Below are 21,225 nucleotides of genomic sequence, written 5' to 3'. Positions count from 1 at the left end.
TCATGACGACCAGGTTGACCGTGGCGCAGGCCGTCGTACGTTTCCTGGCCCACCAGTGGAGCGAGCGCGACAGCGTGCAACGCAGGTTCTTCGGCGGCTGCACGGGCATCTTCGGCCACGGCAACGTCGCGGGTCTGGGCCAGGCACTGGCCACCTCGACGGAAAACCTGCCCTACCATCTGAGCCGCAACGAGCAAGCCATGGTCCACACGGCCGCCGCCTACGCCCGGGCCAGCAACCGGCTGGCCACCTTGGCCTGCACGACGTCGATCGGCCCTGGCGCCACCAACATGATCACCGGCGCGGCCGGCGCCACCATCAACCGCCTCCCGGTGCTTCTCCTGCCCGGCGACATCTTCTCCACCCGCGTGGCCGGTCCGGTGCTCCAGGAGCTGGAGGACCAGCGCTCGTACGACATCTCGGTCAACGACTGCTTCAAGCCGGTCTCCCGCTACTGGGACCGGATCAACCGCCCCGAGCAGCTGCCGTCCGCGCTGCTGGCGGCCATGCGCGTGCTCACCGACCCGGCCGAGACCGGCGCGGTGACGATCGCGCTCCCGCAGGACGTGCAGGCCGAGGCGTACGACTGGCCGGAGGAGCTGTTCGCCGACCGCGTCTGGCACATCCCCAGGCCCCGCCCCGAGCGTGCCGCCTTGTCCCGGGCCGCCCAGCTGGTCAAGTCGGCCGCGCGCCCCCTGATCGTCGCGGGCGGCGGCACCATCTACAGCGACGCCACGGAGCAGCTGCGGCTCTTCGCCGAGACGTACGGCATCCCGGTGGCCGAGACGCAGGCAGGCAAGGGCGCACTCCCCTACGGGCACCCGCTCGCCGTGGGCGCCATCGGTGCCACCGGCACGACCGCGGCCAATGCGCTGGCCCGCGAGGCCGACCTGATCATCGGCGTCGGCACCCGCTACAGCGACTTCACCACCGCCTCCCGGACGATCTTCGCCCCCGACGCGCGCTTCCTCAACATCAACATCACCGGCTTCGACGCCGCCAAACTGTCGGGCCTGCAGCTGGTGGCCGACGCCCGGGAGGGGCTCGCGGAGCTGGCCGAGGCGTTCGCGGGCTGGCGCGGAGTGCCGGACGACTACCGCGAGCGGGCCGCCGGGCTGACCCGGGCCTGGGACGCGGCCGTGGAGGCGGCGTACGCGCTGGAGGGTTCCCCACCGCCGCAGTCGGCGGTGATCGGCGCGGTCAACACGGCCGCGAGCGACGATGGCGTGGTGGTGTGCGCGGCCGGCTCAATGCCCGGCGACCTGCACAAACTCTGGCGGCCGAGCGGCCCGGGCAACTACCACGTCGAATACGGCTACTCCTGCATGGGCTACGAGATCGCGGGCGGGCTGGGCGTCAAGATGGCGGCCCCGGAGCGTGAGGTGTTCGTGCTGGTGGGCGACGGCTCCTACCTGATGATGGCCCAGGAACTCGTCACGGCGATCTCCGAGGGCATCAAGCTGATCGTCGTCCTGGTGGACAACTCCGGCTTCGCCTCCATCGGCCACCTGTCGGAGAGCGTCGGCGCGCAGCGGCTCGGCACCTCCTACGCCTACCGCGGCGGCGGCCGATTCGACGGCGGCCCGCTGCCGGTGGACCTGGCCGCGAACGCCGCCAGCCTGGGCGCGTCCGTGTTGCGGGCGGAGTCGGTCGCCGACCTGCGCAAGGCGCTCGACACGGCGCGCTCCGCGACGGAGACCACGGTCATCTACGTCCGCACCGACCGCATGGCGGACGACGCGCCGTCCTCCGAGGCGTGGTGGGACGTGCCCGTGGCGCAGGTGGGCACGCCGGATGCCCTGCGGGAGGCGTACGAGGCGAACAAGCGCTCCCAGCACCCGCACCTCACTCCACCGGTTTGAGCTCCAACTCGCGAGTCGACGGGTCGTAGAGAGCATGATGTGACGTATGAAATGGGTAACGTTCGACTGCTTTGGCACTCTTGTCGACTGGCGGCACGGCCTGCTCACCAGCGCCGAGCTGATCGCGCCCGGCCAGGGGGCGCGCCTGCTGGAGGCGTACAACCGGCACGAGCACGCCGTGCAGGTCGAGTCGCCGACGCTCCGCTATCGCCACGTCATGGCCGAGACGCTCCGCCGGGCCTGCGCGGAGGAGAAGGTGGAGCTGAACGAGGACGACGCCACCGTGCCGGCCGCGACGATCCCCTACTGGCCGGTGTTCCCGGAGGTGGGCGCCGAACTGTCGGCGCTGCGGGCGGCCGGCTGGAATCTGGCGCTGCTCACCAACTGCGACCGCGACCTGATCGCCGAAACGCTGCGGCGGCTGCCGGTGCCGTTCGAGGCGGTGGTGACGTCGGAGGACGCGGGGGCGTACAAACCTGACAACGCCCACTTCGAACTGTTCAAACGCGCGCACGAGCCGTCTACCTGGGTGCACGTGGCGGGGAGCTATTTCCACGACATGGTGCCCGCCCACCGGCTCGGCATCCGCCGCGTGTGGATCAACCGGCTGGGCGAGCGCGCCCCGGACGAGACGATCCTCCAGAAGGTCCTGCCCGACCTGCACGGCGTGCTCACCGCCGTCCAGGACGGTTAGCCGCGCTGCTCCAGCACATCCGCGATGCTCGCGAGGAACGAGTCCACATCCGCGATCAAGTAGCCGGATCTGAACAGCACGGTCGAGAACTTCGCCTCGCGCACCTCCTTCGCCGTCACGGGGAAGTCGGTGGTGCCGCGTAAGGTGGCCACGATGCGGTCGAGGAAGGCGTCGACCTCGTCCTCGTTGTAGCCGCTGCCCATCCGGCCCGGGCGGAAGGCCACCCGCTCGACGCGTGCCGCCTGGCCCTCGAACCACTCCTCGCGCAGCATCTCGCCGGTGGGCTCGGCCATGGCCAGCCGTACGGGCCGCTTGGCCTGGGTCTCCAGCGCCACCACGAACGCTTCCAGGGCGAAGTCGACCGCGGTCTCGTGATAGCCGCCGCGCTTGGCGCGGAAGGTGGCCGTACGCACCTCGTCGGCGGTGACGGGCTCAAAGGTGTGCGAGCCTCTGCCCAGGGTCGCCTCGATCCGCCCGATCAAGGCGTCGACCTCCACGGGGTCATAGCCTGAACGCATACCCATGACGCGCGGAAAGCGGTTCAAGCCCACACTCCTCTTTGAATCGTGCTGGGGGTACCTCCATTGTGGGGCCTCTTTTATGCCCAGCATGCGACCCGGCATATACCGTTACACCACCATGCGTCTGTCCCAGGTCTTCTTCCGCTACCGCAGGCGTGATGATTTCGTCATCCAGGATGCCGACGCGCAGCTCGCGCCCGGTGACGTGATCGAGCTGAGCGGCGTCAACGGGGCCGGCAAGTCGACCCTGCTCCGGCTGCTGGCCGGGCTCGCCGCGCCGACGAAGGGCACCATCACCGGGCGTCCGGACGTCGTCGGCTTCGCGCCCGACCGCTTCCCCGCCGACCAGCCGTTCACGGTCACGGCCTACTTGCGTCACATGTCCCGCGTACGCCGCGGCGCCCGCTGGGAGCCGTGGGCCGAACGGCTCAACATGGAGCACCTTCTGGCCGTGCCCCTGGGCGAGCTGTCGAAGGGCAGTGCGCACAAGGTCGGCCTGGTCCAGGCGCTGATGGCCGAGCCCGGGCTGCTGATCATGGATGAGCCGTTCGCCGGGCTCGACGCCGACGCCCGCGAGGCGCTGCCCGCGATCGCCGCCGAGGTCGCGGCGCGCGGCGCCATCGTCATCGCCAGCGACCACCAGGGCGGCCTGCGCGCCTTACCCGGCCTGCGTCATTGGTCGCTGCTCGACGGCCACCTCAAGGAGAGCACCACCACCGCCACCCTCGTCCAGGAGAAGAGCGCGACTGTGGCGGTCACTCTGCCCGCCGCCGACCTCCCCCGTTTCCTTGCCAGGATGCGCGACGAGGGCTACCAGGCCCGCGAGATCGAGGAGAGCGGATGATCATCGCCCTGGCCACCTTCCGCCTGGCGGCCTACATCCGCTCCCACCGCGTCTACCAGGCCCTCCTGCTCGCCCTGGCCATGCTGGCGATCCTGCACGGCAGCCGGGCGCCACGCGGGCAGGAGGCGAGCGTGCTCACCGACGGCGCCGTACTGATCATCCCCATCCTGGCCTGGGCCGCGAGGAGCCTCCTCGACACCGAGCCCGACCGGCAACGCGAGATGTCCGCGGTCGCGGCAGGCGGCCGGGGCCGGGAACTGACGGCGGGGCTCGTGGCGGCGTTCGCGACGTGCGCCGTCTTCGCCGGGATGGGCCTGGCGGCGGCCCTCCTGCTCGGCGTGAGCGGCGCCCCGGAGCCCGGCCTGCTGAGCGCCGCTCTCGCCGTGCACGCCCTGGCGGCCTTGACCGGGACCGCGCTGGGCGCGCTGACCAGCCGCGCCATCCTTCCCTCACCGGCTCTGTCGATCATGAGCCTGGTGCTCGGGTTCCTGTTGATGTTGTTGCTGAGCGCCTCGCCGCTGTACTGGCTCACGGTCCCGGTCGTGCGCTGGATGCGGGCGGCGAACGACGGCGATCTGGTCTCCAGGCTCCCCGAGCTGGCCGCCGTCTCACTCGCCTGGTGCCTGCTCGCCCTCGCGTTCTACGTCTGGCGACGTCTGAAGGGCTGATCTACTCGGCGGCGGCGAGCTGCCCGCAGGCCCCGTCGATCTCGCGCCCCCGCGTGTCGCGCACGGTGACCGGCACGCCGTGGAACTGCAGCCGCCGGACGAACGCCCGCTCGTCCTCCGGCCGCGACGCCGTCCACTTGGACCCGGGCGTCGGGTTGAGCGGGATCAGGTTGACGTGCACCAGTTTGTTCTTGACGAGTTTGCCCAGCAGGTCGGCCCGCCACTCCTGGTCGTTGATGTCCTTGATCAGCGCGTATTCGATCGAGACCCGCCGCTTGGTCGTGGCCGCGTACGCCCACGCGGCGTCGAGCACCTCCGACACCTTCCACCGCGTGTTGATCGGCACCAGCGTGTCACGCAGCTCATCATCGGGCGCGTGCAGCGACAGCGCCAGCGTGACCGGCAGCCCTTCGTCGGCGAGCTTGCCGATGGCCGGCACCAGGCCGACCGTGGAGACCGTGACGCCGCGGGCGGAGATGCCCAACCCGTGCGGCGCGGGCTCGACCAGGCGGCGGACGGCGCCGATCACCTGCTTGTAGTTGGCCAGCGGCTCGCCCATGCCCATGAACACGACGTTGTTCACCCGCGCCGGCCCGCCCGGCACCTCGCCGGCCGCCAGCGCCCGTGCGCCCGCCACGACCTGCTCGACGATCTCGGCGGTGGACATGTTGCGGGTCAGGCCCGCCTGGCCGGTGGCGCAGAACGGGCAGTTCATGCCGCAGCCGGCCTGCGACGACACGCACATCGTGACCCGGTCGGGGTAACGCATGAGCACCGACTCGACCAGCGCGCCGTCGAACAGCCGCCACAGCGTCTTACGCGTGGTCCCGCCGTCGGTGGCCAGCTCCCTGACCGAGGTGAGCAGGGTCGGCAGCAGCGCGCCGAGCTTCTCCCGGGAGGCGGCGGGCAGGTCGGTCATCGCGCCGACGTCGGCGGTGAGGCGCTCGAAGTAGTGGCGTGAGAGCTGGTCGGCGCGGAAGGCCTTCTCCCCCAGCTCGGTCACCGCGGCCCGCCGATCGGCCATCGACAGGTCGGCCAGGTGCCGTGCGGGCTTGGCCCGCCGCGGCGCGACGAAGGTGAGCTGACCAGGGGGCTGGGACACGTTTCTGCCTTTGCTTCAAGTGTTTCCGACCAGGGTAGTGAACGCTGGGATCGGAGGTGGAATTCCTCCGAATGAGAAGCCTGCCAAGCAGACTGCCGCTACGGTCTCGACCAGAAACGACAGTAGGGCGGCAGGCTGCTTGTGGAGGGTTCTCGTTCGGGGGTCCCAACGGTCGCGTCATGGTCTCCGCCGGATCTACAGTGCTCACGTATGGCGATTTTCCGGGCGGCATCAGGCGAGGGTGGCGCCGAGGTCGTCCTCGCCGCCGGCAACCCGTACGGCAGCCGGACGCTCGTGGTCGAGCGGGACGAGGACTCCTCGGTAGCTTACCTGTGCTCGCCCGGCGGAACGGTCCACGGCGCCGTCTGGCTCGCCAACCACCGCCCGGCCCCCGCCGTCGTGGACCTGGCCAGGATCAACGCCGGACTGCCGCCGCTGATGCCCAGGCACAACACCCTGCACCCGGACGGCCGCCGGCCGCTCGGGCAGCTCACCGCGCTGTGGTTCGAGGAAGGCGACGGGGTCGCCCTCTACGAGGACGACGTCCTGCTGGCGGTCATCCCCGGCTGGGCGGACATGAGCAGAGGCATGCCCGGCTACGCGCGGGACGCGGTGGGCGAATCGCCGTTCGCGTGGGCGCTGGCGGAGGCGCTCGAGGGGCTGGAGCCTCGGATCACCAACGCCAAGTCCTACTGGCGCTGGCGGCACAGCGAGGGGTCGTGGCCGTCGTTCCAGCAATTCGTGATGGGACATCTGGACCGGGTGCTGGGGCCGGCAGGCAGGTATTGGGACGCCAGCGGCGAGCGGCTGCCGACCGTCGGGATCACCGAGCGCCCGCCGCACCGGAAACGTGGCTTCAGCGTGCTGTCCACAGTGGGGATGAGCTGCCAGCGGATGCCGACGGTCGAGCAGTGGATCGACAAACCCGGCGCGTACGCCAGGATCGAGCTGGCCGTGGCCACCCGCGAGGACCCCAGGGACGCGGCGCTGCTGCTGGTGTGGTTGTCGCAGTATCCGTGGCACTCGGTCACCTGGCTGGGCCACGGGCACACCGCGAAGTGGTATCACGAGCCGTCGACGTTCCCGCTGGGGCCGCAGTATTCAGGTGTGCTGATGCAGGCCGACGCCCCCCACATGCCTGACATGTCAGGATTCGCCTTCGGCGGCGAGGCCGTACGGTGGCTCTGGCTGACCCCCGTCACCAGGGAGGTGCTCGAGGCCCAGCACCGTTAGAAGAACAGCGTCATCAGCACCCAGACCGGCACCAGCGTCGTGACCAGCGAGTCGAGCCGGTCCATCAGACCGCCGTGGCCGGGCAGGATCGTGCCCAGGTCCTTGATGCCGAGATCCCGCTTGATCATCGACTCGATGAGGTCGCCCACGGTCGCCAGCAGTGCGGCCAGCGCGCCGATCAGCGCCCCCTGCCAGAGCGCGCCACCGAGCAGCCATGTCACCAGCCACGCCCCGACCGCCGTGCATGCCACAAGCGACCCGGCGAAGCCCTCCCAGGTCTTCTTCGGGCTGATGGCGGTCATCTGGTGCCTGCCGAACAACACGCCCGCGACGTAGCCGCCGATGTCGCTGGCCACGGTCACCGCAAGGAAGATCACCACGCGGTGGTCGCCGTCGTCCGCCCGCAGCAGCATGGGCACGAACGCCGCCAGCAGCGCGGGATAGAACAGCGTGAACACCGACGACGTCGCGTCGCGCACGTAGCCTTCCGTGCCGTCGCTGAACATCCGCCAGATCAGCAGCACGAACGCGAATATCACGAACGTGGTGAGCAACCAGACCGGCCCGCCCCAGTACGCCGCCGCCTGCGTCGCCACCAGGCCACCGAGCACGGGCACGGCCGGCACGTTGATGTCCCGGGTGGCGAACGCCCTGGTCAGCTCCACCACGCCGACGCCTACGGCGCCCACGACCACCAGGAGGAACAGCTCCTTGATCGTGTAGAGGGAGCCGAGCGCCAGCGCGCCCAGCACCACGCCGACGGCGATCGCGGCAGGCAGGTTCCGTCCGCTACGGCCGCCGCCGCTCGGGCTGGTGCCAGCCGTAGGTTCTTCCACAGAGTTCTCCATGAGACACGGCCCCCGCCGCCTCGGGCGAGGGCCGTAGATGCCGGACCCGCTGTCCGCAGGTGCGCCGCTCAGACCTCGAGCAGCTCGGCTTCCTTGTGCTTGAGCAGCTCGTCGATCTTGGCGACGTGCTTCTGAGTGAGGTCGTCGAGTTCCTTCTCGGCGCGCCTGACCTCGTCCTCGCCCGCGTCGCCGTCCTTGATCATCTTGTCGAGGATCTCCTTGGCGGAACGGCGGATATTGCGAATGGAGACCTTCGCGTGCTCGCCCTTGTTCCTGGCGACCTTGATGTATTCCCTGCGGCGCTCCTCGGACAGCTCCGGGAACGTCACGCGGATCACCTGACCGTCGTCCGTCGGGTTGACACCGAGGTCGGAGTCGCGGATGGCCTTCTCGATCGCGCCCATCGAGCTCTTGTCATAGGGCTGGATCAGCACCATGCGCGCCTCGGGCACGTGGAACGACGCCAGCTGCTGGATCGGCGTCGGCGTGCCGTAATATTCGGCACTGATCTTGTTGAACATCGATGGCGTGACGCGGCCCGTCCGGATGGTCGCGAAGTCCTCCTTCGCGACCGAGACGGCCTTGTCCATCTTTTCCTCGGCTTCGAGGAGGGTTTCGTCGATCACAGCGGCTCCCTGTCGTCTACTAGCTGCCGGTGTCGGGCTCACTCCGTCATTTGCCTGCGGGACTCACCAGCGTGCCGATTTTCTCACCGCGTACGGCTCGCAGGATGTTGCCCTCGCCCATCAGGTCGAAGACCACGATCGGCAGATCGTTGTCCTTGCACAGGCTGATCGCGGTGGCGTCCATGACCGCGAGGTCGCGCAGCAGCACCTCGCCGTAGTCGAGATGGTCAAACCTGACCGCGTCAGGATTCTTCCGTGGATCGGAGTCATAGATGCCGTCCACCTGCGTGCCCTTGAGCAGCGCCTCGGCGCCGATCTCCAGGGCGCGCTGGGACGCCGCGGTGTCGGTGGAGAAGAACGGCGAGCCGAGGCCGGCGCCGAAGATGACCACGCGCCCCTTCTCGAGATGCCTGATCGCGCGGCGCGGCAGGAACGGCTCGGCCACCTGCTGCATGGTGATCGCGGTCTGCACGCGGGTCTCGACGCCCCGGCGCTCCAGGAAGTCCTGCAGGGCCAGGCAGTTGATGACCGTGCCGAGCATGCCCATGTAGTCGGCCCTGGCCCGGTCGATGCCGCCCTGCGACAGGGTGGCGCCGCGGAACATGTTGCCGCCGCCGACCACGACGGCGACCTGCACGCCCTCGCGTACCGCCTCGGCGATCGAGTCGGCCAGGTGATCGACGACACCCGGGTCGATGCCGAGTGGCTCGCTGCCGGCGAAGGCCTCGCCCGACAGCTTCAGCATCACCCGCTTCCACCTCAGGTGATTGAGCGGAATTGGCGATGAGGAAGCCGCCGCCCGTGTGGATTCGTGGGCTGACTCCCGGTGGTCCTGCACGGCGGCGGCCTCCTTCATTCGGTGAATCGTGGGGCTGGTGGCTTGCCTAAAGCCTAAGCCTGGCCGACCTTGAAACGGACAAAGGCGAGGACCTCGACGCCGTTCTCCTCGGCGTACTTGCCGACGCTCTTCTTGTTGTCCTTCACGAACGCCTGCTGGAGCAGCGTGAAGTCCTTGTACCAGCCGTTGACCCGGCCCTCGACGATCTTGCCTATCGCCGCCTCGGGCTTGCCCTCCTCGCGGGTCATCTCCTCGAAGAGCTTGCGCTCCTTGTCGACGACCTCGGCCGGCACCGAGTCGGCCTTGAGGTATTGCGGGGCCATGGCGGCGGCGTGCTGCGCGATGTCCTTGGCGACGTCGGCGTTCGGCTTGTCCAGCTGGACCAGCACACCGACGGCCGGGGGCAGCGCGGGGTCGGTCTTGTGCATGTAAGCACCGATGTAGCCGCCCTCGAGCACCGCGAAGCGGCGGATCTCGATCTTCTCGCCGAGCGCGGCGTTGGCCAGGTCGAGGTGCTCCTTGACGGTCTTGCCGTCGAAGGAGGACTCCAGCAGCGCGGCCACGTCGGCGGGCTTGGTCTCCAGGACGTGCGCGACAACCTGGCCGGCCAGCTCCTGGAAGCGCTCGCCCTTGGCCACGAAGTCGGTCTCGCAGTTGAGCTCGACCAGCGCGGCGGAGGAGTCGCCGTCCTGCTTGAGCGCGACGAGGCCGTTGGAGGCGGTGCGGGCCTCACGCTTGCCCACGTCCTTGGCGCCCTTGAGGCGCAGCAGCTCGATGGCGCGGTCGAAGTCGCCCTCGGACTCCTCGAGCGCCTTCTTGCAGTCCATCATGCCGGCAGCGGTGATCTCGCGAAGCCGCTTGACGTCGGCCATGTTCACGGAAGCCATTGCTCTTATTCCTTGTGGGATTTCGTCGTCGTGGGATTCGTCGTCGTGGATCGGGTGGGCGCCGGGGATCCGGTTGCCCACCCTTGGTCGTGCACGGCAGGCGCGTGCCGTCCTACAAGCCTTGCCTTACCTTGCTCCGGCCCGGGCCGGCTCCGCCGCTGCTCCGCTGGCCATACTGCCCAGCCTCGCCGCGACCTACCACCTGAGCCCGGCCACCACCATCGGCCATGACCTCCGGCGATCGGCCTCAGCAGACCGCCTGATCAGGATGGCGCGGGTCGGGCTCGCCGATCGCAGTTCAGCCGTTTGCCCAGTCAGGACACGTGCCTTGCGCATCGCCCAGCCGATGGGTGATTCGCCGTTATTCAGATGTCAGCTTGCCTTGCTTGCCCTCACCCGAGCACGTGGCGCCTTGCTTGCCCTCATCCGAGCCGTGGCGACGACCGCGGCCGCAACCCTGACCTTTGGTTCACACCATCAGGTCAGGACTGCCGCCCGCGGTCCTCACCGTCGCTCGGATCAGGCCTGCTGCTCGGTCTCGCCCTCGGCGGCGGCCTCGGCCGGAGCGGCCTCCTCGGCAGCGGCCTCAGCCGGAGCAGCCTCTTCCGCAGCAGCCTCAGCCGGAGCAGCCTCTTCCGCAGCAGCCTCTTCCGCAGCAGCCTCGGCCGGAGCGGCCTCGGCGGCGGCCTCGTCAGCCGTGGTGCCCTGCTCGATGAGCTCGCGCTCCCACTCGGCCAGCGGCTCGGCGGCGGCCGGCTTCTCGTCGCCGCGGGCGGCGCCGGAGCGGGCCATCAGACCGGCCGCGACACCGTCGGCGACGACCCTGGTGAGCAGGCCGACGGCGCGGATGGCGTCGTCGTTGCCCGGGATCGGGTAGTCGACCTCGTCGGGGTCGCAGTTGGTGTCGAGGATCGCGACGACAGGGATGCCAAGCTTCTTGGCCTCACTGATCGCGATGTGCTCCTTCTTGGTGTCGACGATCCACACCGCGCTGGGCACGCGGCCCATGTCGCGGATGCCGCCGAGCGTGCGCTCGAGCTTGTCCTTCTCACGACGGCGCATGAGGAGCTCCTTCTTGGTGAGCCCCGAGGCCGCGACGTTGTCGAAGTCGAGCTCCTCGAGCTCCTTCAGACGCTGAAGCCTCTTGTGCACGGTGGAGAAGTTGGTGAGCATGCCGCCCAGCCAGCGCTGGTTGACGTAGGGCATGCCGACCCTCGAGGCCTGCTCGGAGATGGCCTCCTGAGCCTGCTTCTTGGTGCCGATGAACAGAATCGTGCCGCCGTGGGCGACGGTCTCCTTCACGAAGTCGTACGCACGATCGATGAAGGAGAGCGACTTCTGCAGGTCGATGATGTAGATGCCGTTGCGCTCGGTGAAGATGAAGCGCTTCATCTTCGGGTTCCAGCGCCGGGTCTGGTGGCCGAAGTGAACGCCGCTCTCGAGCAGCTGTCGCATGGTGACGACGGGGGCCATTTGCTGGTCCTCCAGGTCTGGGCGCCCTGCGGATGGGCGCGGTTCTCGGTTGTGCCGCGGCAACACGTCGGCTGCCGCCCTGATGCCCCGAACCCGCTCCAGCCGGGCCGTGGGCCCGGACCGATGGCGCGGTCCGCAGTGGGGCATGCGAAGTCGGCCTGTGGTGACAGGCCACCGAAAAGTCTACCTCCCACAACGCCCCTGGCTGACCGTCTGCGGTCAAACGGACATTCCCACCCCATGCCCCTCGATCTCAGATCACATCGACCAGCCCTGGCGCCCACCCGGCCTCAAGCTCCGGCCACATCGGCAGGCACCGGAAATCAACACGCCTCAAGCCCGGACCACATCGGCCGGGCCCAGGGCATCAGCGCGCGTCATGATCCTCGGTGGGCAGGCCGGGAACCGGCCGCTTCGCGACCGGGAACAGATTGACCTGCACCTCGGCGATCCTGGCCCCGCTCGGCGCGTCCGCCTCCTCGCGACCGCGGGCCACGTACGGCTCGATGAGCTTCTGGATCGCCTCGTTGAGCCGCGCCATCTCCTCCGCGTCCACCCTGATCAGGCTTCGATTGAACCTGGTCGCGTCGCGCCACTCATCCGGCTCCTGGTCGATGCCGGCCAGCGCCCGATCGGCCTCCTCGTTCGCCTCGCGCCGGAACGCCTGCATCAACGACAGCTTGGCGTCCCGGACGTCCGGCTGGTCGCCAGGCTGGACACCGACGCGGATCGACCGATTGACCGGCCGCCACACCCGCTCCCTGCCGTCGCCCCGGGGCGGCGCGTCCTCGACGAAGCCGTACTTGGCCAGCATCCGCAGGTGGTAGCTGGCCGCGCTGGGCGTGATGCCCGCGATCTCCGCCACCTCCGTGGCGGTGGCGCTGCCCTCGACCCCGAGCCTGTTCAGGATCATCAGCCGCGCCGGGTGGGCCAGCGCTCGCATCGCCTTGGGATCACTGAGCACGTCACTGTCCCGGGTCATGCGCCAACGGTACCCGGACAAGGTCTGAAGTATTGCCTTCAGAACTATGAAGGGATACTTTCATAAATTATGAAGCAATCCCTTCACAATTCTCCTTCACCTCCCGCCGACCCGCCGCCCCTCCGCAGGCAACGCGACTACCGCCTCTTGTGGACCGCCCGTACGATCTCCATCACCGGCTCTGAGGTCTCCAAGCTGGCCATCCCCCTGACGGCGGTGACCCTGCTGACCGCCTCCCCGACCCACATGGGAATGCTGACCGCGGCCGCCTCGGTGCCCGCCCTCCTGTTCGCCCTCCAGTCGGGCGCCATCGTCGACCGGCTCAGGTGGCACCGCCCGCTCATGATCGCTTGCGAGCTCATCTCCTGCGTGGCGGCCGCCACGGTCCCCCTGGCCTGGCTCCTCGGCCTCCTCAACGTGGCATGGCTGATCATCGTGGCCCTGGTGATCGGCACGGCCGGAGTGCTCTTTAAGGCGGCGAACTTCCCGCACCTGGCAGCTGTGGTGCCGCCCGCCCAGCACACGGAGGCGATGGCCGGCTTCCATGCCTCCTACTCGGTCGCCTCGGTCGGCGGCCCCAGCCTGGCCGGCCTGCTGGTCCAGTTCCTCACGGCCCCGCTGGCCGTACTGGCGGAGGCACTGTCCTTCCTGACCTCGGCCCTGCTGCTGCGCGCCATCCGCACCCCGGAGCGGAACGAGCCCGCCCCTTCCCGGGGCATGTGGCGCGATGTCACGACGGGCTTACGAGCCGCACTCACCCACCCGGTGCTCCGCGCCCTGCTGGCGGCAGGCGTCACGATCAACTTCTTCGCGATGGCGTACACGGCCGTTTACATGCTCTTCATGGTGAACACGTTGGGCATCCCCAAGGGCATGATCGGCGCCCTCATCGCCCTCAACGGCGTGGGCGGCCTCCTGGGCGCCTGGATCACGGCCCGCCTCTCGAAGCGCTACGGCGAGAACCGCATCCTGCTCGCGGCAGTCATCTTCTTCCCCATGGAGATCCTGGCGGTAGGCCTGCTGACCGGCCCTCTTTGGTGGAAGCTCTCGCTGCTGGCCGTCACCGGAACGATCACAGGCGGCATCGTGGTGGCCTTCGCCACGTGCATGGGCGCGATCATCCTCCGCGAGACATCCCCGGAGCTGCGGGGCCGGGTGAACGCCACCACGACGTTCGCGGTCCAAGGCGTCCTTGCCCTCGGGGGCCTGGCCGGCGGCATCGCAGCCGACGTCCTCGGCCTGCGCCCGGTCATCTTCCTCTGCGCCGCCGGCATCGCCGTGAGCACCCTGTGGATCTGGACCTCCCCGCTACGCCCTCGCCGCCGCCCTCCAGCCCCAGCCGCCCCGGATCCCCGGACTTCTTCATGACCATGAAACCTGGCCCCTAGATCTGACTGACCGACGGAGTATCCACAGAACGGCGCTCGGCCCAACACCGCCCCAGCCGTCTCGAACACACTCCCGCCATGAAATCCCACGCCGCCGCCGTGCTGGCCACCTTCCTCGCCACCACGCTCTTCCCCCTCACCGCTCCCCCAGCAAGCGCGTCACCTCCGACGTGGCGCTGGCCTCTAGACGGCCACCCCAGGATTGTCCGCCGCTTCACCCCGCCTCCCGAGCCCTGGCTCGCCGGACACCGCGGCATAGACCTGGCCGCCCCCGCCGCCACCCCAGTCCTGGCAGCAGGCGAAGGCACCGTCCGCTTCGCCGGCCCCGTAGCGGGCAAGGGCGTGGTCACCATCGACCATGAAGACGGCCTACGCACGACATACCTGCCGGTCGCAGCTTCGGTGAAACGCGGCCAGCCCGTCACCTCAGGGACCGAGCTAGGCGTCATCGAGCCCTCAGGTGATCACTGCCCGGAGTCATGCCTGCACTGGGGCCTCCTCCGCGAGACCCGCTACCTGAATCCCCTGATCCTGCTGGGCCACGGCCCGATCCGCCTCCTTCCCTTCTGGCCTCCTCGTCTTCCACGGGCAACGACGCCACCGCCACCACAGATGGACCAACCGCCACTACCAGCACGAACGGAAGCAAAGACGCGTCCCACCTCGACCACGACCACAGGCTTCGCCGCATCACGCCAGATGTCGTCACACACCCCCACCCCGCCCAGCCCTCTGAACCGTTCTGACCTGAGCAGCGCGACCTCGGCCCACCCGGCACCCACCATCACCGTGGCCGTGGCCGCCGCACTGCTGGGAACGGCCTACCTGATCACCGTCCTCCACCGACGCCGCCGACGCCGCCGTACGCCAACCAGCGATCAAAACCCGAGAAAGGGCCAACACCGCAAACGCCGCCACAGCCGCCACGCCAGAGGAGCCCGCGATCAACGCTCCTCGCCCGCACCACCACCATGACCAGCGCGCTCCCCACAACGGACGGCGTCCGCAAGCGCAACTCCCAGGGCAGGAACACCGGCGAAATGGACGATGGAAGGGGTCATGCCCGCGGATGAGCTTGCCTGTACGCGGCCCGCAAGCGCTCGATCGAGACGTGCGTATAGATCTGCGTGCTGTTCAGGGACGCATGGCCGAGCAACTCCTGAACGCTACGCAGATCCGCACCGCCCTCCAGCAGATGGGTCGCCGCAGCGTGCCGCAATCCGTGCGGCCCCATGTCCGGAGCCCCGTCCACCGCCGCCAGCCGCGCATGCACCACCCGCCGAACGGTCCCCGCATCGATGCGCCCTCCCCGCACCCCAAGGAAGAGCGCCGGCCCTGACCCCGCCCGGACCCACAGCGGGCGCCCGTAAATGCACCACCTGTCCAACGCCCGGAGGGCAGGCAATCCGAACGGCACCGAACGCTCCTTGCGCCCTTTGCCCAACACCCTGATGATGTGCCGATCCCGGTCCACGTCGTCGACATCGAGCGCGCACAGCTCGCTCACTCGCACGCCGGTGGCATACAGCATCTCAAGGAGAGCCTGATCCCGCAGTTCCTTGGGTTCCACCGTCGCAGGCTCGGCCAGGACGGCCTGAGCCTGCTCCTGATCGAGCACGGAAGGCAAGGAGCGAGGCGCCTTGGCGCTTCCGAGGAGCAGCCCGGGGTCCACCGGCAACCAGCCCCGACGATGGCAGTAGGCGGTGAACGTACGAGCGCAGGCCGCCCTGCGCGCCAGCGTGGCCCGCGCCCTCCCCGCCCCATGCTGCTCGGCCAGCCACTCCCTGAGCACCCCGATGTCCAGGTCCTCGATCGGCCCGTCCAAGTGATCGAGCAGAGAGTTGACATCTGCCAGGTAGGCCCGGACGGTATGCGGCGAGACATCGCGCTCGAACCGCAGGTACCGGCCGAACTCGGCCACCACCTCGTCCCTGCCCACGCCCGGCCTCCCCTTCAACGCCGTCTAAAAAACGATCGTCCCACCGTCACCCAACCCCAAACACCACCTCGAGAACAACCACGCAGTGACGCTCCCACCTACGCAATCGCCGCCCAACCCCCGCGGACCCCCTGGCAAGAAGCGAAGAGCGCGCACCTCCCGCAGGCATGCAGCCGGCTCATCCGCACAGCCCAGTCGGCGTATGTGATGAAAGTGGTGCTCATGCGCGGTCGTGATGGGCGATTCGCCTGGCCATACCTGCACGTCGCGGGCCGAAAATGGTGCGGGCCACCGCACGATCCTCCGAGGGCTTGCACCGAGATCGAAGGAACATCAAGCGATGGCCGCAGACCCCAGTCTGCCTCCAGGCCCGGCCACCGGGGAAGCACATGAAAACCAGTGACCCCCACTTGTTGGCTTGTCGGAGAAAGCCGTGTAAATACGCCTCCTCACTCAGGGCAAGCCCCGATCTTCCATTCCGGTCGTCATGCTCCCGCCGCTTGAGAACCGTCTGCCAGGGCGGGAAGGCCATCCTCGTGGCGTGCGAGATCGTCGTCGTCCGGGAACGGTGGTTCCTGGGTTGGATCCGCGTCCTCCGCAAGCCGCGGCGGCTCCAGGACAGTGACTTCCGATGCCTTGCGATAGGCGGTTCCTTGTTTGCGGAGACGCCAGCCGTCAGGGGAGCGCTCGATGTAGCCTGCCGCGGCCAGACCGCCCAGCGCGCTCAGGGTGGCGTCCAGGCCCAGCCCCGCCGCGACCGCTATGGAGGCAGGGCCAGCGCCGCCTCGCTTGGGGATCGCGTCCAGGACCCTTCTCGTTGACTCGTTGAGCTTGTCTCTCGGGACCGCTGGGGCCCGCATCTGCGGGGCCAGGTCGTCGCCTATCACGCCGACGAGTTCGATCATCTCCTCTGCCGAGGTGACGCATACCGCCTTGCGCTCGCGAAGGAGTCTGTGGCATCCGGCTGACATGCGCGATGTGACAGGGCCGGGTACGGCGGCCAGGTGCCTGTGGAGTGTCAGGGTGTGGGCGGCGGTGTTGAGAGCGCCGCTGCGCAAGGCGGCCTCCACCACGACGGTGCCCCTCGACAGGGCGGCTATCAGGCGGTTCCTGATGAGGAAACGCGCCCGGGTCGGATGCACTCCCGGCGGGCATTCGCTCACCACCACACCCTGATCTTTGACGGCCGCGAACAGGGTGTCGTGGCTGGTCGGGTAGCAGAAGTCCACGCCGCAGGCCAGGACGACGACTGTCGGCGAATCGGCGACCAGAGCTCCTCGATGGGCCGCGGCGTCCACCCCGTAGGCGCCGCCGGACACGACAGTCCAGCCGGACTCGCTGAGGCCGACGCCGAACTCGGCCGCGATGTGCACGCCGTAGGCGGTCGCGGATCGGGCGCCTACCACGGCCACGGATTTGAGACAGGAGAAGCGGAGGTCCGCCGTGCCGTGCAGCCATAGTCCAAGGGGGCGGCTGGGACCGAGGTGGTCCAGTTGAGTGGGCCATTCCGGGCTGCCGGGAATAACCAGACGGGCGCCGGTTTTCTCCCCGGTTTCGAGATCGGCGGCGGGGTTTGCGGCAGCCAGCCGCGCGTGCCAGGCATTCAGACGTGCCGTCAGGTCGGTGGGACGTTCCTGCCGGGCCTCCTGGACTGTGAAGTCCCCCGGAAGCGTGCGGGCGCGAATCGCCTGCGCCGTACCTACGGCTCCATACTGCGCCACGAGGCGACCCATGATCGTGTCACCGACGTCCGCTGCCCGCATGAGCGCGGCTCTTGCCTCGTACTCGACGGCCTGAGGGTGCTCGGCCACCTCAAGAGATTCGACAACAGGCCGAGAGTGTCCGACCCGCTCCGGATCATCACCGTCGTCGCCCGGCAGGCTCTCCCTGACCTCGAAACGTTGGAGGGCCTCACGATGTTGGACGGCCGCACCATTCTGGGCGACTTCGCGCTGCTGGCTGGCGTCATGATCCTGGGCGACCTCACGACGGGCAACCTCACGACCCTGAGCGACCTCACCCTGAGCGACCTCGCTGCCCCGAGCGGTCTCAGGACCCCGAGCGGTCTCGCCACAGTGAGCGATCTCATGACTATGAGCGGTCTCTCGATGCTGGTACACCCCACCATCGAGAGGCTCCTGATCGACTCCGTTGCGATCACTTATTTCGGCCTCAGCACCGATCGCCGAGTCGGTTCGTAGCGCGACTGACGGCACAGCCGGCGGCCCGGCAAGCAGCACGGCAGACGCCTTAGCAGAGGCCCCAGGAAGCGGCACGACAGACGCCCCAGCAGACGGCACGACAGACGGCCGAGCAGAGGGCACGGCTGACGGCACAGCCGGCGGCCCGGCAAGCGGCCCAGCATGCAGCACGGCAGACGCCTTAGCAGAGGCCCCAGGAAGCGGCACGACAGACGCCCCAGCAGCTGGCGCCCCAGCTGAGGGCACGACTGGCGCCCGGGCCGGTGTCCCGGCTGAGGGCGAAGCTGACGGCACCGCTGGCCTCTCAGCCGGTCGTGCTTGTTGGGACGTGTGGGTGGTGGCCCAGGACGGGTGGTCGGGCGGTGGCGGTGAGGGTGCGAGCGGAGGGCTCTGTTCATCCCATACGTGGTGTGAGGTCGTTGGTGGGGTCATGACCCTTTCCTGGGCTTAGTGGGTGCGGGGCGGGGGTTGTGGAGGTGGTGGCGCGCATTACGACGTCACACCTAGCCAGAAGTGGAGGGCGGCAGTGGTTTCGTCTTCCTCGGGGCGGTCCTTGTCGGCCAGGTCGGCGAGGGTCCAGGACACGCGGACCGCGCGGTCCAGGCCGCGGGCGGTGAGGGTGCCCGAGTCGAGGCAGGACGTCATGGGCTTCATAGCCTCGGGGGACGGGCGGTAGTCGGTGTGAAGGACGGATGAGGGGATTTCGGCATTTGTCCGCCATGGAGTGCCGGCCAGGCGTTTGGCGGCTCGCTCGCGGGCCACGAGCACGCGCTCGGCCACCCTTGCGCTGGATTCCGCGAACTGGCGGTCTGCCATGAGCTCACGCTTGGAGGCGCGCGCCACGGTGACCTTCATGTCCACGCGATCAAGCAGGGGACCGGAGAGCCTGCCGAGGTAGCGGCGCCTGACCGTGGGAGAACATTTGCAACCTTCCCCCTGGTCCTCTGCCTGGGCGCACGGGCAGGGGTTCGCGGCCAGGACGAGCATGAACCTGGCCGGGAACGTGACCGAGCCCGCCGCTCTGGATACGGTCACGCGGCCCGACTCCAGCGGCTGCCGCAGCGCGTCCAGCACGTGACGAGGGAATTCGGGGGCTTCGTCCATGAACAGGACGCCGCGGTGGGCGAGAGAGACCGCCCCCGGGCGCACGATCGTGCTGCCGCCGCCGATGATGGCGGCAGCGGTCGCCGTGTGGTGCGGGCTGACGAACGGCGGCCTGCTCATCATGGGCGCGTTGGCCGGCAGGACACCGGCGACCGAATGGATCGCCGTGACCTCCAGAGCATGGTCGAGCTCCAGGTCGGGCAGGAGGGTCGGAAGGCGCTCCGCCAGCATGGTCTTGCCCGTGCCGGGCGGGCCCAGCATCCAGAGGTTGTGTCCGCCCGCCGCGCACACCTCCAGGGCCCTGCGGGCGACCGGCTGACCGACGACGTCCGCCAGGTCGATCGTGCGCTCCGTGGTGGTGGAGGGCAGCTCGACCTGCTCCTCGACGACCTGATGTTCTGGTGGTTCGTCTCCCCTCCGCAGCCACTCCACCAGCTGGCGCAGAGTCGCCACCGGAACCACCTTCACGTCGGGGACCAGGGCCGCCTCCGCCGAGTTGGCGGACGGCACGATGACCGTGGCGTCTCCGTGCTTGGCCGCACCGAGAATGGAGGGCAGCACCCCGCGTACGGGTCTGATGCGGCCGTCCAGGCCGAGCTCCCCCAGGAAGAACGGCTCCGCCACCCGCTCGGCGGGAACCACCCCGGCCGCGCCCAGGATCGCCACCGCTATGGCGAGGTCGAACTGGGATCCGCGTTTGGGGAGGCTGGCAGGGAAGAGGCTGACGATGATGCGGGCGTCGGGCCACGGGTATGTGCTGTTGACCACCGCGGATCTGACCCGGTCGCGAGCCTCACTCAGTGCCATGTCCGGCAGGCCGATGAGATGGATGCCCGCCAGGCCGTTGCCCACGTCGGCCTCGACCTCGACGGTACGGCCCGTCACGCCCACGAGGGCGACGCTGCGGGTGCGGGCCACGGCCATCTAGAACGCCCCCCGCACGTGGCGAAGGGCGAAGTTGCCTGCGAACCGCTCCAAGGCGATCACATCCACGCGGACGGCCTCGAACGTGCGGGACTGTGTGGCCAGCCACTTGGCCGTGAGCATCCGAAGTCTGTCCAGCTTGGCAGGGCTCACCGACTCCAGGGCCGTGCCGTGGGACCTGCTCGATCGGGTCTTGACCTCGACGACGACCAGGTTGGGGCCTTCTTCGGCGATGATGTCGATCTCGCCATAGCGGCAGCGCCAGTTGCGTTCGATGATCTCCATGCCCTTGGCCCTCAGATAGATCACGGCTAGTTCCTCGCCTTGCTTGCCAAGCTCGAGATCGTTCTTCGTGGCCATGTGCCACCTCCGTCAGGTCGGGTCAGGTCGGCGTCGATCCGGTCCGGTGCGGGACCGACCTTGGCGGATGCGGGGTGGTGGCCGTTGGGCCGAGCGGGATTCTGGGGATTACGGGCCGTGAGTCGCTGCGCCTTGTGGATAAGTGCGCTGATCGGCGATAGACCAGTGGGCCGCACACCCTTGGGGCCACACATGGGCATCCGCATAAACCGTTGCGCCGAGAAGACGGTCGGGCCCCGGCAGGCAGGCGCATCGGGTGACAGACGGCCTCTCGCAGGCGGTTGGTCAGCCGAGGCGGGCTTGGGCGAGATGGATGGAAAGCTCGGGTGCTTCCAGACGGAGCTGGCGGCCTGGGGTGAGCTGCGCGAGTGGCCGCGCTACTGGCTGCGGGAATGGCTGCGCGGATGGCTACGCGAGCAGACCGCGCGGATGGACCGCGCCGCTGACGTGGGCGGATGGACTGCGCCGGTGATGTGCCTGGATGAGCTGCGCGGATGGGCCAGTGCCCCCGAGCTGCGCGGATGGGCCTGCATCGCCGAGCTGCGCGGATGAGCTGCGCAGACGGGCTGCGCGGATGAGCTGCTCGGACGGGCTGCTCGGATGAGCTGCTCGGACGGGCTGCTCGGACGGGCTGCTCGGACGGGCTGCTCGGACGGGCTGCTCGGACGGGCTGCTCGGACGGGCTGCTCGGACGGGCTGCTCGGACGGGCTGCTCGGACGGGCTGCTCGGA

The 21,225-nt window shown here is 69.0% G+C and carries 22 protein-coding genes; 9 read left to right on the top strand and 13 right to left on the bottom strand.

The annotated features are described in order from the left end of the window. Positions 1-2 precede the first annotated feature (2 nt). Positions 3-1,862 carry a 3D-(3,5/4)-trihydroxycyclohexane-1,2-dione acylhydrolase (decyclizing) gene (gene iolD / locus ACTWQA_RS42055; protein ID WP_443164475.1) on the top strand — a complete coding sequence of 620 codons (1,860 nt, stop codon included), beginning with the start codon at positions 3-5 and terminating at the stop codon, positions 1,860-1,862. A gap of 46 nt (positions 1,863-1,908) precedes the next feature. Continuing rightward, positions 1,909-2,556 carry an HAD-IA family hydrolase gene (locus tag ACTWQA_RS42050; protein ID WP_443164474.1) on the top strand — a complete coding sequence of 216 codons (648 nt, stop codon included), beginning with the start codon at positions 1,909-1,911 and terminating at the stop codon, positions 2,554-2,556. Here ACTWQA_RS42050 and ACTWQA_RS42045 read toward each other — a convergent pair. Then, positions 2,553-3,074, bottom strand: coding sequence for a DivIVA domain-containing protein (locus ACTWQA_RS42045; protein ID WP_443164473.1), 522 nt, complete (start codon positions 3,072-3,074; stop codon positions 2,553-2,555). The genes ACTWQA_RS42050 and ACTWQA_RS42045 overlap by 4 nt on opposite strands. A 91-nt stretch (positions 3,075-3,165) precedes the next feature. On the opposite strand from ACTWQA_RS42045, the gene ACTWQA_RS42040 reads away from it, so the two are divergent. After that, entirely contained in the window at positions 3,166-3,921 is a 756-nt protein-coding gene (locus ACTWQA_RS42040) for an ABC transporter ATP-binding protein (protein WP_443164472.1), read from the top strand. Beyond that, positions 3,918-4,589: a hypothetical protein gene (locus tag ACTWQA_RS42035; RefSeq protein WP_443164471.1), complete on the top strand. Its 672-nt coding sequence runs from the start codon at positions 3,918-3,920 to the stop codon at positions 4,587-4,589. Before ACTWQA_RS42040 ends, ACTWQA_RS42035 begins: the two co-directional genes overlap by 4 nt. 1 nt (position 4,590) lies before the next feature. On the opposite strand, the gene rlmN is transcribed toward ACTWQA_RS42035, so the two are convergent. Then, entirely contained in the window at positions 4,591-5,691 is a 1,101-nt protein-coding gene (gene rlmN, locus ACTWQA_RS42030) for a 23S rRNA (adenine(2503)-C(2))-methyltransferase RlmN (protein ID WP_443164470.1), read from the bottom strand. Between the two features lie 210 nt (positions 5,692-5,901). Between rlmN and ACTWQA_RS42025 the strand changes: the two genes are divergently transcribed. After that, the gene (locus tag ACTWQA_RS42025) at positions 5,902-6,924 is read left to right on the top strand and encodes a suppressor of fused domain protein (protein WP_305918203.1); all 1,023 of its coding nucleotides are present in this window, start codon (positions 5,902-5,904) and stop codon (positions 6,922-6,924) included. Here the strand turns inward: ACTWQA_RS42025 and ACTWQA_RS42020 are convergent. The 6 genes from ACTWQA_RS42020 to ACTWQA_RS41995 form a co-directional block, all read right to left on the bottom strand. Continuing rightward, positions 6,921-7,760 (bottom strand): phosphatidate cytidylyltransferase, encoded by an 840-nt coding sequence (locus ACTWQA_RS42020; RefSeq protein ID WP_443164469.1) that lies wholly within the window; start codon positions 7,758-7,760, stop codon positions 6,921-6,923. The genes ACTWQA_RS42025 and ACTWQA_RS42020 overlap by 4 nt on opposite strands. Before the next feature lie 80 nt (positions 7,761-7,840). Continuing rightward, the gene (frr, locus tag ACTWQA_RS42015; protein ID WP_305918205.1) at positions 7,841-8,398 is read right to left on the bottom strand and encodes a ribosome recycling factor; all 558 of its coding nucleotides are present in this window, start codon (positions 8,396-8,398) and stop codon (positions 7,841-7,843) included. A gap of 46 nt (positions 8,399-8,444) precedes the next feature. Then, positions 8,445-9,143, bottom strand: coding sequence for a UMP kinase (gene pyrH / locus ACTWQA_RS42010; protein WP_241563775.1), 699 nt, complete (start codon positions 9,141-9,143; stop codon positions 8,445-8,447). A gap of 146 nt (positions 9,144-9,289) precedes the next feature. Then, complete coding sequence (tsf, locus tag ACTWQA_RS42005) at positions 9,290-10,123, bottom strand: translation elongation factor Ts (RefSeq protein ID WP_443164468.1); 834 nt, start codon at positions 10,121-10,123, stop codon at positions 9,290-9,292. 519 nt (positions 10,124-10,642) lie between these two features. Next, positions 10,643-11,596 (bottom strand): 30S ribosomal protein S2, encoded by a 954-nt coding sequence (rpsB, locus tag ACTWQA_RS42000; RefSeq protein WP_443164467.1) that lies wholly within the window; start codon positions 11,594-11,596, stop codon positions 10,643-10,645. 367 nt (positions 11,597-11,963) lie between these two features. Further along, the gene (locus ACTWQA_RS41995; RefSeq protein WP_443164466.1) at positions 11,964-12,578 is read right to left on the bottom strand and encodes an ArsR/SmtB family transcription factor; all 615 of its coding nucleotides are present in this window, start codon (positions 12,576-12,578) and stop codon (positions 11,964-11,966) included. A 69-nt stretch (positions 12,579-12,647) separates the two neighbouring features. On the opposite strand from ACTWQA_RS41995, the gene ACTWQA_RS41990 reads away from it, so the two are divergent. Further along, a complete protein-coding gene (locus ACTWQA_RS41990) occupies positions 12,648-13,946 on the top strand; it encodes an MFS transporter (protein ID WP_443164465.1) in 1,299 nt (432 codons plus the stop codon). 203 nt (positions 13,947-14,149) lie between these two features. On the opposite strand, the gene ACTWQA_RS41985 is transcribed toward ACTWQA_RS41990, so the two are convergent. Then, entirely contained in the window at positions 14,150-14,326 is a 177-nt protein-coding gene (locus tag ACTWQA_RS41985; RefSeq protein WP_443164523.1) for a hypothetical protein, read from the bottom strand. On the opposite strand from ACTWQA_RS41985, the gene ACTWQA_RS41980 reads away from it, so the two are divergent. Next, on the top strand, positions 14,255-14,941 hold the full coding sequence (locus ACTWQA_RS41980) for a peptidoglycan DD-metalloendopeptidase family protein (RefSeq protein WP_443164518.1): 687 nt from the start codon (positions 14,255-14,257) through the stop codon (positions 14,939-14,941). The genes ACTWQA_RS41985 and ACTWQA_RS41980 overlap by 72 nt on opposite strands. 82 nt (positions 14,942-15,023) lie before the next feature. Here the strand turns inward: ACTWQA_RS41980 and ACTWQA_RS41975 are convergent, their stop codons facing one another. Together ACTWQA_RS41975 and dprA are read right to left on the bottom strand one after the other, a co-directional pair. Beyond that, positions 15,024-15,887 carry a tyrosine recombinase XerC gene (locus tag ACTWQA_RS41975; RefSeq protein WP_443164464.1) on the bottom strand — a complete coding sequence of 288 codons (864 nt, stop codon included), beginning with the start codon at positions 15,885-15,887 and terminating at the stop codon, positions 15,024-15,026. A gap of 503 nt (positions 15,888-16,390) precedes the next feature. Continuing rightward, a complete protein-coding gene (gene dprA / locus ACTWQA_RS41970; protein ID WP_443164463.1) occupies positions 16,391-17,716 on the bottom strand; it encodes a DNA-processing protein DprA in 1,326 nt (441 codons plus the stop codon). Between dprA and ACTWQA_RS41965 the strand changes: the two genes are divergently transcribed. Beyond that, positions 17,705-18,106 (top strand): hypothetical protein, encoded by a 402-nt coding sequence (locus ACTWQA_RS41965; RefSeq protein ID WP_443164462.1) that lies wholly within the window; start codon positions 17,705-17,707, stop codon positions 18,104-18,106. The genes dprA and ACTWQA_RS41965 overlap by 12 nt on opposite strands. Before the next feature lie 489 nt (positions 18,107-18,595). Here the strand turns inward: ACTWQA_RS41965 and ACTWQA_RS41960 are convergent, their stop codons facing one another. Together ACTWQA_RS41960 and ACTWQA_RS41955 are read right to left on the bottom strand one after the other, a co-directional pair. After that, a complete protein-coding gene (locus ACTWQA_RS41960) occupies positions 18,596-20,134 on the bottom strand; it encodes a YifB family Mg chelatase-like AAA ATPase (RefSeq protein ID WP_443164461.1) in 1,539 nt (512 codons plus the stop codon). Beyond that, positions 20,135-20,494 carry a YraN family protein gene (locus ACTWQA_RS41955; protein WP_443164460.1) on the bottom strand — a complete coding sequence of 120 codons (360 nt, stop codon included), beginning with the start codon at positions 20,492-20,494 and terminating at the stop codon, positions 20,135-20,137. 309 nt (positions 20,495-20,803) lie between these two features. On the opposite strand from ACTWQA_RS41955, the gene ACTWQA_RS41950 reads away from it, so the two are divergent. Then, positions 20,804-21,046, top strand: coding sequence for a hypothetical protein (locus ACTWQA_RS41950; protein WP_443164459.1), 243 nt, complete (start codon positions 20,804-20,806; stop codon positions 21,044-21,046). Positions 21,047-21,225: the final 179 nt, after the last annotated feature.

The organism is Nonomuraea sp. 10N515B, assembly GCF_052245915.1.
Lineage (GTDB): Bacteria > Actinomycetota > Actinomycetes > Streptosporangiales > Streptosporangiaceae > Nonomuraea.
Note: the sequence above shows the minus strand (reverse complement) of the source record. Positions and strands in the feature narration are given on the sequence as shown.